Origin of the sequence: Streptomyces sp. yr375 (genome assembly GCF_900110755.1) — a bacterium.
Classification (GTDB): domain Bacteria; phylum Actinomycetota; class Actinomycetes; order Streptomycetales; family Streptomycetaceae; genus Streptomyces.
In genome coordinates this window covers 177,677-191,055 of record NZ_FOFF01000010.1, presented here as the reverse complement: position 1 = coordinate 191,055, position 13,379 = coordinate 177,677, and the positions used below count along the sequence as shown (strand labels likewise).

Annotated in this window: 13 protein-coding genes; 7 read left to right on the top strand and 6 right to left on the bottom strand. The window is 72.1% G+C overall.

The genetic code is table 11. The annotated features are described in order from the left end of the window. The first annotated feature begins 69 nt into the window (after positions 1-69). Together BMZ82_RS13840 and BMZ82_RS13835 are read left to right on the top strand one after the other, a co-directional pair. Positions 70-1,002 carry a hypothetical protein gene (locus BMZ82_RS13840; RefSeq protein WP_093775361.1) on the top strand — a complete coding sequence of 311 codons (933 nt, stop codon included), beginning with the start codon at positions 70-72 and terminating at the stop codon, positions 1,000-1,002. A gap of 48 nt (positions 1,003-1,050) precedes the next feature. Then, positions 1,051-1,674, top strand: coding sequence for an HAD family hydrolase (locus tag BMZ82_RS13835; protein WP_093775359.1), 624 nt, complete (start codon positions 1,051-1,053; stop codon positions 1,672-1,674). On the opposite strand, the gene BMZ82_RS13830 is transcribed toward BMZ82_RS13835, so the two are convergent. Further along, the gene (locus tag BMZ82_RS13830) at positions 1,671-1,922 is read right to left on the bottom strand and encodes a hypothetical protein (RefSeq protein WP_093775357.1); all 252 of its coding nucleotides are present in this window, start codon (positions 1,920-1,922) and stop codon (positions 1,671-1,673) included. The genes BMZ82_RS13835 and BMZ82_RS13830 overlap by 4 nt on opposite strands. Before the next feature lie 187 nt (positions 1,923-2,109). Here BMZ82_RS13830 and BMZ82_RS42525 point away from each other — a divergent pair, with 187 nt between their 5' ends. Then, on the top strand, positions 2,110-2,493 hold the full coding sequence (locus BMZ82_RS42525) for a cold-shock protein (RefSeq protein ID WP_093775355.1): 384 nt from the start codon (positions 2,110-2,112) through the stop codon (positions 2,491-2,493). Between the two features lie 34 nt (positions 2,494-2,527). On the opposite strand, the gene BMZ82_RS13820 is transcribed toward BMZ82_RS42525, so the two are convergent. From BMZ82_RS13820 to BMZ82_RS13805, 4 genes are all read right to left on the bottom strand, one after another. Continuing rightward, positions 2,528-3,412, bottom strand: coding sequence for a 1,4-dihydroxy-6-naphtoate synthase (locus BMZ82_RS13820; protein ID WP_093775353.1), 885 nt, complete (start codon positions 3,410-3,412; stop codon positions 2,528-2,530). Then, on the bottom strand, positions 3,399-4,151 hold the full coding sequence (locus BMZ82_RS13815; RefSeq protein WP_256251898.1) for a futalosine hydrolase: 753 nt from the start codon (positions 4,149-4,151) through the stop codon (positions 3,399-3,401). The genes BMZ82_RS13820 and BMZ82_RS13815 overlap by 14 nt, the downstream gene beginning before the upstream one ends. Further along, on the bottom strand, positions 4,121-4,633 hold the full coding sequence (locus tag BMZ82_RS13810) for a DUF2771 domain-containing protein (protein WP_093775348.1): 513 nt from the start codon (positions 4,631-4,633) through the stop codon (positions 4,121-4,123). The genes BMZ82_RS13815 and BMZ82_RS13810 overlap by 31 nt, the downstream gene beginning before the upstream one ends. Positions 4,634-4,742: 109 nt before the next feature. Beyond that, a complete protein-coding gene (locus BMZ82_RS13805) occupies positions 4,743-6,176 on the bottom strand; it encodes an MFS transporter (protein ID WP_177244483.1) in 1,434 nt (477 codons plus the stop codon). A gap of 442 nt (positions 6,177-6,618) precedes the next feature. On the opposite strand from BMZ82_RS13805, the gene BMZ82_RS13800 reads away from it, so the two are divergent. Then, positions 6,619-7,554, top strand: a complete 936-nt coding sequence (locus BMZ82_RS13800) for a DUF3027 domain-containing protein (RefSeq protein ID WP_093775344.1) — start codon at positions 6,619-6,621, stop codon at positions 7,552-7,554. Positions 7,555-7,752: 198 nt separating this feature from the next. After that, positions 7,753-10,908, top strand: a complete 3,156-nt coding sequence (locus BMZ82_RS13795; protein WP_093775342.1) for a sacsin N-terminal ATP-binding-like domain-containing protein — start codon at positions 7,753-7,755, stop codon at positions 10,906-10,908. Between the two features lie 76 nt (positions 10,909-10,984). Here the strand turns inward: BMZ82_RS13795 and BMZ82_RS13790 are convergent, their stop codons facing one another. Continuing rightward, complete coding sequence (locus tag BMZ82_RS13790) at positions 10,985-11,374, bottom strand: hypothetical protein (protein ID WP_093775340.1); 390 nt, start codon at positions 11,372-11,374, stop codon at positions 10,985-10,987. Between the two features lie 191 nt (positions 11,375-11,565). Here BMZ82_RS13790 and BMZ82_RS13785 point away from each other — a divergent pair, with 191 nt between their 5' ends. Both BMZ82_RS13785 and BMZ82_RS13780 read left to right on the top strand, forming a co-directional pair. Further along, positions 11,566-12,492: a hypothetical protein gene (locus tag BMZ82_RS13785; RefSeq protein ID WP_093775338.1), complete on the top strand. Its 927-nt coding sequence runs from the start codon at positions 11,566-11,568 to the stop codon at positions 12,490-12,492. A gap of 71 nt (positions 12,493-12,563) precedes the next feature. Further along, the gene (locus BMZ82_RS13780) at positions 12,564-13,376 is read left to right on the top strand and encodes a hypothetical protein (protein WP_093775336.1); all 813 of its coding nucleotides are present in this window, start codon (positions 12,564-12,566) and stop codon (positions 13,374-13,376) included. Positions 13,377-13,379: the final 3 nt, after the last annotated feature.

Sequence of the window (13,379 nt, the reverse complement as noted above, 5' to 3'; positions counted from 1 at the left end):
CTGGTTTATGCGGGCCGGCGCTGACAAAGGTGAGCCGGAACCACCAAACAGACGAGGTAGCTTCTTTCCGTGGGGATCGAGAGCGACCAAGTCGTCTACGAGTATCTGAGCCGGGTCGGGGATGTCGCGCAGCAGCGGCAGTTGTCGTCGGCCACGCGGATGCGGCTCGTGTCCGAGCTGCGCAACGAGATCGACCGGCGTCGGGCGAAGGCGACCGTCGACTCGCCTGCCGCCGTCCGCCGCATCATCGACCGCCTCGGCAGCCCCGACGACCTCGTCGACGCCGCCGCCGACAGCGGCACCGGCGCGCCGCAGCAGCCCGCGCCCTCCGTGCCCGTCCAGCGGGCCGTGCCGCAGCCCGGGACGGGTTCCGTACCCCTCCAGAAGTCCGGCGACAGACCGAAGGCGGCCGACCCCGACTGGTGGCTGCGCGGGCCCGCGCCGCTCGAACTCGGCGACGACGTCCCGGGGTTCGTCGGCGGTGTGGAGATCCCGGACCTGCTCAAGCCCCCGCCGCCCAGGACGGTCGAGGGGAAGGACGCGGAGGGTGCGGATGCGGGAGACGGGGCTGACGGAGACGGGGATGGCGACGAAGACGCCCGACCCCGTCGTCGCCGTCTCCTTCGTCTTCCTTTCCCCCGAGGTTCCTCCGATGGGCCCGGCCGTCGCTGGAGCAACCCGTTGCTGCTCATCGCCGCCGGGTCTCTCGTCGCGGGTGCGGTGCTCGGGAACTGGTTCGCGTTGATCGCGGGCTGGGCCATCGCCTATGTCTCGCGTCGGCTGACCGAGCGGGAGACGAAGTTCGCGGTCATCTGGCTGCCGGGGCTCTCGGTCGCCGCCGGGCTGGTGTGGCTGTGGGGCCGTTCCGACGGCCGCTGGGGCGAGCCCATCGCCGCCGGGCACATGAACGACGCGCTCGCCGGCACCTGGCCCTGGGTGATCCGGGGCGCGGCCGTGGCGTCCGCGCTGTTCCTGGTCTGGCGGTCGCAGAAGCAAAGGTAGGCGTAAAAGCAAAGGCGGGGGGTTGTGGTGGGCGGGCAGAATGGCCGTATGACGTCATCCGCGCCCGTGCTCACCGTCGGTTTCGACCTCGACATGACCCTGATCGACTCCCGGCCCGGCATCCGCGCCACCTACCTGGCGCTCGCCGAGCGGACGGGGACGTACATCGACGCCGATCTGGTCGTCACCCGGCTAGGTCCGCCGCCCGAGACGGAGTTGGCACACTGGTACCCGGCGGAGCAGGTCGCGGCCATGGCCGACGTCTACCGCTCGCTGTACCCGGAGCACGGCGTCACCGGCGCGAGCGCGCTGCCCGGCGCCCGGGAGGCGATCGCGGCCGTGCGGGCGGCCGGCGGGCGGGCGATCGTCGTCACCGCCAAGCACCAGCCCAACGCGAAGCTCCAGGTGGAGCATCTGCGGCTCGGGCCCGACGCGGTGATCGGCGACCTGTGGGCCGAGCGGAAGGCGGAGGCGCTGCGCGCGCACGGCGCGAGCGTCTACGTCGGCGACCACGTGGGCGACGTCATCGGCGCGCACACCGCCGGGGCGCTGTCCGTTGCCGTGCCGACCGGGCCGATCGATGCGGAGGAACTGCGGACGGCCGGTGCGGATGTCGTGCTCGCCGACCTCACCGAATTCCCCGCCTGGCTCACCGGCCACCTCGCCGACTAGCCCTCCGCGCCCCGCGCCTGACGCCGTCCGGCGGCGGCCGAGCGCAGCACTCCCGCGCCGGCGATCAGGAAGCCGACGCCCATGAGCATGCTCAGTCCGAACATGTATGTCGGAAAAGGCGTCGCGCCGAGGAACAACGGGGCGACCGTGACGAGCGTGGCCACGGCGCCGACGAAGAAGACGATGGCACCGGCACGGATCAGTCGGTCACCGGGGACGGCGGAATTCGTTTGGGTTTTGTCACGCACCCGACCAGGGTAGTTCCCAGCCCTGAGGAACGACCGGGGGACGTCTTGTCACCGGCCCGAAGACCATTAGCCTTGGTACCGGCGGGTCATGGTGGACCCGCCCAAGTGCTATCCAGAGCCGTTCCACAACGGTTCCAGAGCCGTTTCCGAAGCAGTTTTCCCGACGAGTACGAGGACGAGGACAGACGTGCCTACCGGCAAGGTCAAGTGGTTCAACAGCGAGAAGGGCTTCGGCTTTCTCTCCCGCGACGACGGCGGTGACGTCTTCGTACATTCCTCGGTCCTCCCCGCCGGAGTCGAGGCACTGAAGCCGGGCCAGCGAGTGGAGTTCGGCGTCGTCGCCGGACAGCGCGGGGACCAGGCGCTCTCCGTCATCGTTCTCGACCCGACCCCCTCGGTCGCCGCGGCGCAGCGCAAGAAGCCCGACGAACTGGCCTCCATCGTCCAGGATCTGACGACCCTTCTCGAGAACATCACGCCGATGCTCGAAAAGGGCCGCTACCCGGAGAAGACCTCCGGCAAGCAGATCGCCGGTCTACTGCGCGCGGTCGCCGACCAGTTGGACGTCTGACAACCGGGCGTCCGACGACCGGGCGTCCGACCCTTTACGGGAAATCGAGTGCGTGTGGGCCGAGGGGCGGCAACAGCCCCTCGGCCGCCGCGCGGGTGAGCAGTCCGCGCACCGCCGCATAACCGGATTCGCCGAGGTCGGCCGTGAACTCGTTGACGTACAGGCCGATGTGCTGGTCGGCGACGGCCGGGTCCATTTCCTGGGCGTGCGCCATGACGTACGGGCGGGACACCGCGGGGGCGTCCCAGGCGGCGCGCACCGACGTACGGATCGCGTCGGCCAGGCGGGTCAACACCCCTGCTCCAAGCGAGCGTTTGGCGATGATCGCGCCGAGCGGGATCGGCAGGCCGGTCGTGGACTCCCAGTGCTCGCCCATGTCCGCGAGCTTGTGCAGGCCGTAGTTCTGGTACGTGAAGCGGGCCTCGTGGATGACCAGGCCCGCGTCGACCTTGCCGTCCCGCACGGCCGGCATGATCTCGTGGAACGGCATGACGACGATCTCGCCGACGCCCCCCGGCACCGTGTCCGCCGCCCACAGCCGGAACAGCAGATACGCCGTCGACCGCTCGCTCGGCACGGCGACCGTCCGGCCGGTGAGGTCGACCCCGGCCTCCCGGGTCAGCACCAGCGGGCCGCAGCCCCGGCCCAGCGCGCCCCCGCAGGGCAGCAGCGCGTACGTGTCGAGGACGTACGGCAGCACGGCGTACGACACCTTCAGCACGTCGAACTCACCGCGCTCCGCCATGCCGTTGGTGACGTCGATGTCCGCGAACGTCACGTCGAGCGTGGGCCCGCCCGGCACCCGGCCGTGCGCGAGGGCGTCGAAGACGAACGTGTCGTTCGGACAGGGCGAGTACGCGATCCGCAACGCCGATGCCGACGTTGATGCCGAAGTCGATGCAGGCTCACTGGTGGTCATGTGGGGTCCAACTCTCCAGGACGGGTGCGAGCTTCCCGAAGGCCGTCGTCAGGGCGGCCAGTGCCTCGCCGATGCGCCAGGCGGCGCGGTCGCGCGGGCCGACCGGGTTGGAGACCGCGCGGATCTCCAGCACGGGCACGCCGTGCGCGGCGGCCGCCTCGGCGACCCCGAAGCCCTCCATCGCCTCGGCGAGGGCGCGCGGATGGCGCTCGCGCAGGGCGGCGGCGCGGGCGGCGGTGCCGGTGACCGTCGACACGGTCAGGACCGCGCCCGCGGGGGCCCCGGTGGCGGCTGTGGCGTCCCGTACGAGGGATTCGGGCGGACGGTGGGTGACGGTGCCGAAGCCCAGCTCGGTGACCGGCAGGAAGCCGTCGGCGGTCTCCGCGCCCAGATCGGCGGCGGTGATCTCGTCGGCGACGACCAGCGAGCCGACGGGGGCGGCGGGCGCGAACCCGCCCGCGATGCCCGCCGAGACGACGAGGGCGTACGGGTCACCGCGCAGCGCGGCCGCGGTGAGGGCGGCGGAGACGGAGGCGGCGGCCAGGGCCGGGCCGACTCCGGCGGCCAGGAGGTCGTAGGCCCCGGCGGTGCGGTGCAGGGTCACGCCCGGCAGCCGCACCTCGTGGCCGGGTTCCGGCAACGCCCGTGCCACCGCGTCCCGTTCGGCGGGGACCGCGGTGGCCACGAGGACGCGTGCGCGAGGCGTGGTCAGTCGTCCTTCTTCAGCTTGAAGGACCACAGGCCGGTCGCCGCCTGGCTCGCCTTCTTGCCGTCGCCCGCCTTGATGGTGACGAGCGTGGAGTTGCCCTGAGCGCCGTACTGGGCGTTGAAGAAGACGCTGCCCGGGATCGTCCGGTACGTCTTGTCGCTGTCCTCGGTGAGCGGCTGGCCGTTCATGAGGATCGTCCAGCGCTTGTCGGCCACGTCGGGGTCGACGCCGAAGCGGACGGTCTCGTCCGGGTCGACGCTGATGGACTTGATGTCCTTGTCGGCGAGGCACGCGGTCAGCGCCGCGGGCTTGAGGGCGTCGCCCTCGCCGCCGCAGGTCGCCTCGGAGCTGACCGAGGTGCGGCCGACGGTGATCGTGGACAGCGGCGTCGGCTTGTCGCAGGCCGACAGGAGGAGCAGTCCGGCGGATACGGCGCCGGCGGCGGCGACGGCGCGGCGGCGTCGCCGAACGCCGAGTACATCAGCGGCTCCGCCGCGGGGCATCGTGGTCATGGCGGAAGGCTATCGGGCACGTCCAGCCGTCTCCTTACGCGGGGTGCGGCGTGGCCGTGCGTTGCGCCGCGCATTACGCCACGCGATGCCCGCCCGGGCGGGGGCGCGCTCACGCCACCCGGGGTTTCGCGCCGCCCCCGTGCCGTACCGAGGACAGCAGGCCGCGGACCGTCGTCAGCCAGCCCAGGGCGACCACCGCGGCGGCCACCGACAGGCCCAGCGTGCCGTTCAGCGGCATGACGATGCCGACCGCGCCGCCGAACACCCAGCACACCTGGAGGATCGTCTCCGAGCGGGCGAACGCCGACGTGCGCACCAGTTCCGGCACGTCCCGCTGGATCAGCGCGTCCAGCGACAGCTTGGCGAGCGCCTGCGAGAACCCGGCGATCGCCGCCAGGCAGGCCACCAGGAACGCGCCGAAGAAGACGGCGGTGACCAGCACCGCGCCCAGGACGACGGCGACGACCGCCACGATGATCAGCTCCGGGGCCCGGGAGCGCAGCCACGCCCCCACCGCCGTCCCGAGCGCGTTGCCGACGCCCGCCGACACGGCCACCATGCCCAGCGACACCGCCGCGCTCTGCCCGGTCAGCGGGTGCTCGCGCAGCAGGAACGCCAGGAAGAAGGTCAGGAACCCGGACAGCCAGCGCAGCGACGCGTTCGCGCCCAGCGCGTGCGTGACGGCGATGCCGACCGTCCGCAGCCCCGGCCGCTTCACCTCCTTGAGGTGCGGGCCGTGCAGGTGCTGCTCGTCGGCGGCGAGCAGCGCGACGTCCTCGCCCTTGGCGGAGTCCACCTTCCGGGGCAGCGTGAACGACAGGAACGTACCCACCACGAAGATCACGAAAGCGCCGTACAGCGGATAGCGCGGCCCCAGGGCCTGGAGCCCGGCGCCCACGGGCGCGGCGACGCCGGTGGCCAGCAGACCGCCGAGGGTGACCCGCGAATTGGCCTTGACCAGGGAGAAGCCGGGCGGCAGCAGCCGCGGCACGACGGCGCTCCTGACCACCCCGTACGCCTTCGACGAGACGAGGACGCCGAGCGCCGCCGGATACAGCTCGATGCTGCCGGTGGCGACCGCGCCGGACAGCACCAGCGCGAGGACCGCCCGGGCGGCCATCGCCCCGGCCATCGCGGCGCGCCGCCCGTGCGGCAGCCGGTCGAGGAGCGGGCCGATCACGGGGGCGAGGACGGTGAAGGGGGCCATGGTGATGGCGAGGTAGAGCGCGACGCGCCCCCGGGCCTCGTCGGTCGGCACGGAGAAGAAGACGGTGGAGGCGAGCGCGACGGTGATCATGACATCGCCCGCGCCGTTCACCCCGTGCAGCTCGATCAGCTTGCCGAGGCCGGACTCGCCCGCGCCGTGCGCGTGCGTGGCCTTGCGGATGCCGCGGGCGGCGCCGGTGAACGGGAAGTGCAGGGCACGGCCGACCGCGCGGACGGACCCGCTCATCCGGCCCGAACCGCTCACCCGGCTCCTCCCCTTGTTCCCCTTCGTCGCACCGATCCCGGTGGCGCCCTGGGGTGTCCTCGCGGCTGCCACCCCGTCATAGTGCCCCGAGAACGTGCCATGTAGTGGGGTTACCGCACGTATGGCCGTGTGATCCGGTCGGCGGCCGTGTGATCAGGCCGGGTGATCGGTGCCGGGGCGGGCGTCCGGGGACGGTCGGGCGGGCCTGCGAAGGACGTGCAGGTGGCTGTTCGAGGCGGTGTCCGGAGGCTTACGGTGGCTTCCGGAGGCTTTCAAAAAGGGGAAACGTCCTGTCGGTGTAGGACGAACGTCCGGAAGCAGGTAGCGTGCGTAGCGCGCCGTGGCGATCGTTCTCGGCCGCGCGCCTCCCGGCCATCCCGCAGAATGGATGACAGCAGGTGCGCCCGAGCGCGATCGGGCGCGGACGTCGACGCGGCCCTTTGGTCCGCTCCGTCCGCACCCGCCGCCTTCAGGCAGGCGCACCGAGAGACGGCGTAGGAGAGAAGCGATACCTGTGAGCGCAGCGACCACGCGAAGCCGCACCCCCGACCGCCTGTGCGCCGAGGCCGTCGACCTCGCCCGTACCGCAGCCGAGGAGGCAGCCGCCCCCGGTGTGGTCGGTGAGCACGTAGGCATGCTCTCCGAGGGCGACCGGGTGGTCACCCACTACTTCGGCTGCAAGGAGCTCGGTTACCGGGGCTGGCGCTGGGCGGTGACGGTCGCTAGGGCGTCCCGAGCCAAGCTCGTCACCCTGGACGAGGTCGTCCTGCTGCCCGGCCCGGACGCGGTGCTGGCCCCCGAGTGGGTCCCGTGGAGCGAGCGGCTGCGGCCCGGCGACATGGGCCCCGGCGACCTCCTGCCCACCGACGCCGAGGATCTCCGCCTGGAGCCGGGCTTCACCGGCGTCGACGAGCCGCTGCCGAACTCGCCCGTCTCCGCCGAGATGGCCGAGCTGGTGGAGGCGGAGGACGCCGAGGTGACCCAGGCGGCCCCGGCGAAACTGCCCACGACACCGGTGCGCGGGACCATCGCCGCGGTGGCCGAGGAGCTCGGGATGCGCCGGGCGCGCGTCCTGTCCCGGTACGGACTGGGCATCGCCGCGGACCGCTGGGAGGAGGGCTTCGGCCCCACCACACCCATGGCCCAGGCAGCCCCCGCACCCTGCGTGAGCTGCGGTTTCCTCACCCCCATCGGCGGCTCCCTCGGCCAGGCCTTCGGCGTCTGCGCCAACGAGTTCTCCCCGGCGGACGGCCGCGTCGTCTCCCTGTCGTACGGCTGCGGCGGGCACTCGGAGGCGGCGGTCATGCCGACGCCGCCACGGCCCGCCCCGCCGGTGGTCGACGAGACCCGCGTGGACCCCTTCCCGCTGCGCCCGGCCCCGGACTCCGGTTCCGTGCCGACGGCGGCGGACGAGGACGACGCGGACACGGCGGAGCTGGGGCACTCGTAGCCGTGCACTTGTAACCATCCAGCAGTTGTCCGATCGCAGGGTCGGCTCGTAGTCGTTGTGTGATTGTGATCTGGGGTCGGTCCGGTGTCCGGACCGGCCCCCGTGACCGCCGTGCGACCGCCCCGCAACCGTCCCGTTCGGCCGCTCCTCCTCCTCGCGGTACCTTCGTGCCCACGCCGATGAGGAGAGTGAACGTACGTGAGCAAGTTCGTGCGGCCGGCACCCGAGGGCGCGGACCCCTTCGGCACGGCCCGCCTGCGTCGCGGAGTCCTGGACGCCTGGGCCACGAGTCCCGCCCGTTTCCGGGAGGACGCCAACGCCGAGGAGGACCTCGTCCTCGGCGGGTACCGCGACCGGCTCGTCGTCGAGCTCGCTCAGAACGCCGCCGACGCCGCGGCCCGCGCCGGAGTCCCGGGGCGGCTGCGGCTCACCCTGCGCGACGGCGTCCTCGTCGCCGCCAACACCGGCGCGCCCCTGGACGCGGCCGGTGTCGAGTCCCTCGCCACCCTCCGCGCCTCCGCCAAGCGCGAGGCCCGGCAGTCGGAGGTGGCCGTCGGACGGTTCGGCGTCGGCTTCGCCGCCGTCCTCGCCGTGACCGACGAGCCCGCCGTCGTCGGACGGTACGGCGGTGTCCGCTGGGACCTCGCCGAGGCCCGCGCGCTCGCCTCCGACACCGCCCGGCACAGCCCCGGCCTCGGTGACGAGGTCCGGCGCCGGGACGGGCATGTGCCGCTGCTGCGGCTGCCCTTCGCCGCCCAGGGCACCGCGCCCGACCCGTACGACACCGCCGTCATCCTGCCGCTGCGCGACGCGGCCGCCGCCGACCTCGCCGAACGGCTCCTCACCGCAGTCGACGACGCCCTGCTGCTCGCCCTGCCGGGCCTTGCGGAGGTCGTCATCGAGGTCGGCGACGACGCGCCGCGCGTCCTGCGCCGGTCCGCCGACTCCGCCGACGGCGCGCTGACCGTCGTCGAGGACACGCGGGACGGGAGCACCCGGTGGCGGGTCGTCGCCACGCACGGTTCCCTCGCCGCCGAGCTGCTGGCCGACCGGCCGGTGGAGGAGCGGCTGCGGCCCCACTGGTCGGTCACCTGGGCCGTGCCGGTCGACGCGGACGGAGCGCCCGCCCGGCCCCGGACCACGCCCGTCGTGCACGCGCCCACCCCCAGCGACGAGCCCCTCGGCGTGCCCGCCCTGCTCATCGCCTCCTTCCCGCTCGACACCACCCGCCGGCACGCCGCCCCCGGCCCGCTGACCGACCACCTGGTGCAGCGCGCGGCGGACCTCTACGCCGAACTCCTCGCCGGCTGGAGGCCGGTGGGCGCGGGGATCATCGACCTCGTGCCCGGCGCGCTGGGCAAGGGCGAGCTGGACGGCGCCCTGCGGCAGGCCGTCCTCGACCGGCTGCCGCGCACCGCGTTCCTGCCGCCCGCCGTCGCGCCGGTCCCGGAGAACGAGGGCGAGGACGTCGTCGAGTTCCCGGAGGCGCTGCGTCCGCGGGACGCCGAGGTCGTCGAGGGCGCCGGCGCCGACACCGTGCGGGTGCTGGCGGAGGTCCTGCCGACGCTGCTGCCCGCCGGGCTGGAACGGCGGGTCGAGCTGCGCACGCTGGGCGTCGCCCGGATCCCGCTCGCCGACGCGATCGACCGGCTGGCCGGCCTGGAGAAGGACCCCGACTGGTGGTACCGGCTCTACGACAGCCTCGCCGGCGTCGACCCCGACCGCCTCTCCGGGCTGCCGGTACCGCTGGCCGACGGCCGGACGACCATCGGCCCGCGCCAGGTACTGCTGCCCACTCCTGACACGTCCGGCGTCGACGCCGAGGTCCTCGCCCGGCTCGGCCTCAAGGTCGCCCACGAGGACGCCGCGCACCCCCTCCTGGAGAAGCTCGGCGCGCTGCCCGCCACGCCCCGCGCCGTCCTGACCACCCCGCAGGTGCGGGCCGCCGTCGCCGCGTCCCTGGACGACGACGGCGGGGCCTGGGACGACCAGGACACCCCGGACGCCGAGGAACTCGCCGACACGGTCCTCGCCCTCGTCCGGGACGCCGGCCTGGAGCCCGGCGACGAACCCTGGCTCGGCGCCCTCGCCCTGCCCGACGAGGACGGCGAACTCGTCCCCGCCGGTGAACTCGTCCTCCCCGGCAGCCCGTTCGCCTCCGTCATCCGGGAGGACGAACTCGCCTCCGTCGACGCAGAGTTGGCGGACAAGTGGGGCGAACGGCCGCTCGCCGCCTGCGGGGTGCTGGCGAACTTCGCGCTCGTACGCGCCGCCGACGTCGTCCTCGACCCGGACGAACTGGAGCCGCGCGAAGGGGACTTCGCCGAACCGGACGACGCGGGCCTGCTGGACGCCGTCGACGTGTGGTGCGAGGACATCCTCGACCGCTTCCCCGACAGCCCCGTCCCGCCGGTCGCCACCGAGCTGGTCGCCGTCCGCGACCTCGACCTCGTCGACGAGGACCGCTGGCCGCAGGCCCTCGCCCTGCTCGCGCAGCCACCGCTGCGCGACGCCCTCACCCAGCCCGTCCGCATCCTCCTCCCGGACGGCACCCACGAGGCCGTACGGCCGTACACCGCCTGGTGGTTGCGCGGAAACCCGGTGCTCGACGGCCGCCGCCCGGCCGGCCTCCTCGCGGCCGGCGGCGACCCCCTCCTGCACGGCCTGTACGACGAGGCCGACGCCACCGGCTTCGACGACGAACAGGTACTGCGCGCCCTGGGCGTACGGACATCCGTGTCCGCCCTCCTCGACGAGCCGGGCGGCGCGGCCGAACTCCTGGACCGCCTCGCCGACCCGGACCGCCCCGTCACCGCCGCCCAACTGCACGGCCTGTACAGCGCGTTGGCTGACCTGGACCCCGATCAGGTCACCCTCCCGGACGACCTGCGCGCCGTCGTCGACGGCCGGGTCGAGGTAGTGGACGCGGCGGACGCGATGGTGGTCGACTCACCCGACCTCCTCCCCTTCACGAACGGCGTCCCACTCCTGCCCGTACGCCCCTCCCGCGCCGCCGAGTTGGCCGAACTGTTCCAAGTCCGCCGCCTGAGCGAGTCCGTCACCGGGCCCATCGACTCCGAGGGCGCCGAACACGACGTACCGGAGTCGGTACGGGCCCTGCTCGGCCCCCGCACCCCCGCCACATACGTCGAACACGAGGAACTGGTCGTGTCCGGCACGGAAATCGACTGGCGCCTCCCGCCCGACGGCGTCCCCCACGCCGCCACCCTGGAAGGCGTAGCCGCCGCCCTGTCCTGGGCAACCCACCAATGGCCCCGCCGCTTCGAGGTCGCAGCCCTCCTGGAGGACCCGTCCCGCACGGGAGAACTGGCACGGGACCGCTGGTTCGACTGAGGCCGACACAATCGGAACGGCCGCCCCACCGGAGCATTCCTGGTGGGGCGGCCGTCGCTGGTTCCGGCTGTTCCCGCTAGCCCTCGATGTGCGCGTACATCGTTTCGTGCCGCGTGTACATGCGGCCCAGCTCTCGCGGATTGTTCCGTACGTCCAGGAATTCGAGGACGAGTGAGAAGAGGTGGTCCACGGCTTGGCGGTGCTGGTCCGGGGTCAGGTGCTCCGGGTTCTTCCAGCCCTGGAGCCTCATGTCGGGGAACAGGTCCAGGAGGACGAGCTGATGCCACTGGAGGCCGTTGCACTCGTCCGCGCGGACGACCAGCCACTCCCTGAAGCCCCGCAGCAGCCCGCCTGACCTGCCGACGTCGATTCCCGTGAGGATCATGGCAGTCGGGTAGTAGGCGCCGTTCAGTCCGAACCCTTCAGGCGTGTCACGGATCGCCTCGATGAGCGCGTTGTCGTTCACTTGCCTCCTAGAACCCGAGAGGACCTCCTCCGAAAAACCGTCAGAGAATCACCCTCACTCGGTACAACCATTCACATGCGGCACGGATCTTCCTTCATGAGCCAACAGGCTCCACGATCACTTGGACCCTGTCCGATGACGAGCCGCAGGGCGACTCGGGCAATCGGGTCCATTCTCCACCGGGGGATTGCATGCGCATCCGTGCCACCGTGGCCGCCGTCACCGGCGCCCTGGCTCTCTCCGCTCTCGCCGTGCCGGCCGCGCAGGCCGTCGGTAAAGACTCGCACCACACCGTCGACACCCTGAAGGCTGTGCACGCGGCCATCTCGGGGAAGACGGCCTTCACCGGTTCGGCGCCCGCCGACACCGGTACGCCGTACCCGCTGGACGCCAAGTTCACCGGCGTGAAGATCAACAACGGTAAGCCGGTCGTCGCGGGCACCGGCGGCAAGGTCACCGTGCCGGTCAGCTTCAAGGTGACGCACGGCGCGGGTGTCGACGTCACGGCGCAGGACACCGAGCTGGACCTGTTCATCTACCGCGGCGACTTCGACGAGTCGGACAACCTGCTGATCGGCGACGACTGGCCGGTCTGCACCAACACCACGGCCACCGTCGCCACGTGCAAGAGCACCATCGACATCTACCCGGGTGATGAGCTGGCCAACGCCGACGCCGCCACGTGGAAGGCCGTCGGCTTCATCATGGACTGGAACGACGTCGACCGGGACGCCGACAGCATCGACTGGAGCAAGGTCGGCTACACCGAGGCCGACTCCCTCGCCACCGTCAAGCTCCAGCGCCAGACGCAGTTGACGGTCAACGCCGCGCCGGAGCCGGTGAAGAAGGGCAAGACCATCACGGTCACGGGCAAGCTGACCCGCGCCAACTGGGACACCAACAAGTACACCGGTTACGCCGGGGTCTACGCCCAGCTTCAGTTCCGCAAGAAGGACTCCACCACCTACAGCACGGTGAAGTCCGTCAAGACCACCGCCACCGGCGGCCTGTCCACCACCGTCAAGGCCGGTGTGGACGGCTACTACCGCTACATCTTCGTCGGCACCACGACGTCCCCGGCGGTCAACGCGGCCGGCGACTTCGTCGACGTGAAGTAGCCCCCGCTTCACCCCCCTTCACCCCTCTTCTTTCTTCATTTCCTTCGTACGACCTGCCTCAAGGAACACACATGCGCATACGCGCCCTTGTGGTCGCCTCCTCCGGCGCCCTCGCTCTCTCCGCCCTCGCCGTCCCGGCCGCGCAGGCCGCGCCGTCGGCCGCGCCGAACGTCACCTTCTCCAACGTGAAGGTGAACGCGGGCAAGGCCGTCGTGGTCGGCCCCACGGCCAAGGTGACCGTCTCCGCCACGTACACGGTGACGAAGCCCGCGAGCCTCAGCGCGAGCTCCTTCGACAGCGGCCCGGTGCTCTACCGGGGCACCAAGCTCACCCTGGACTCCGACGTGCTCAGCGGTGACAACCCGGGCACCTGCACCGCGTCCTCCACGACGGTCCTCAAGTGCACGGCCAAGATCGAGTTCCGGCCGACCGTCTCCACCGACTTCGACGACCTGGCCAACAGCGACGCCGGCACCTGGAAGGTGGGCGCCCTCGCCCTCCCCAAGGACGTCACCTCGGACGACGACTTCACGCTCCAGAGCAACCTGGGCGCGGTCAACGTCCAGCGCCAGGCGCAGTTGACGGTCAACGCCGCGCCGGAGCCGGTGATGAAGGGCAAGACCATCACGGTCACGGGCAAGCTGAGCCGTGCCAACTGGGACACCAACAAGTACGCCGGTTACGCGGCCATGCCGGTGAAGCTGCAGTTCAAGAAGAAGGGCAGCACCACCTACACCACGGTCAAGACCGTCAAGACGAGCTCGACCGGCACCCTGAAGACCACCGTCACGGCGTCCGTCGACGGCACCTACCGCTACACCTTCGCCGGCACCACGACGACCCCGGCGATCAGCGCCGTGGGCGACTTCGTCGACGTGAAGTAAGCC